Origin of the sequence: Streptomyces sp. SID3343 (assembly GCF_009865215.1) — a bacterium.
Taxonomy (GTDB): domain Bacteria; phylum Actinomycetota; class Actinomycetes; order Streptomycetales; family Streptomycetaceae; genus Embleya.
Map to the genome: position 1 here is coordinate 1 of NZ_WWJX01000246.1, position 516 is coordinate 516.

Consider the following 516-nt stretch of genomic DNA (forward strand, 5'->3'; position numbering starts at 1 on the left):
GTGGAACGGGTGCTGGACCGGTCGACCCCCGAAGAACTCGCCGACCTGGTCGAGGACCAGCTCGGCCCGCTCGTCGCGGCGGACGCGGCGCGCGGCACCGGCCTGGTGGACACCCTTGAGGCGTACCTGCGCTGCGGGGGCTCCAAGACGGTGACCGCGGGTGTGCTGTTCCTGCGCCGGCAGTCGGTCCACCAGCGGTTGGCGCTGATCGAGTCGCTCCTGTCGGTCAGCCCCGACCATCCCGACCGCCAGGGCCCACTGCGCGCGGCCCTCGCCGCCCGCGAACTGCTCGCCACGCGCGGTCCGCTGCGCCGGTAGGAAGCAGGTACCGGACTCGGGAACCGGCCGCCGGCCACCCGCGCCTTCGGCAGGATGTGCCGGATCGGGGCGGCCCGGGTTGGCGAGCGCAGCCGGTGAGTGGCGGGCGCGCGGTGCCTAGCGTGGCCGCATGATCGTGATCACCGGAGCGGCAGGCAAGACCGGACGGGCAGTGACCCGGGCACTGGCCCGGCGCGG

At 75.0% G+C, this 516-nt stretch carries 1 protein-coding gene; it reads left to right on the top strand.

What is annotated here, in order from left to right; all coding sequences use genetic code 11:
• Positions 1-318: helix-turn-helix domain-containing protein (locus GT354_RS08610; protein ID WP_161355665.1), on the top strand; the 318-nt coding region annotated here is incomplete at its 5' end.
• Positions 319-516: the final 198 nt, after the last annotated feature.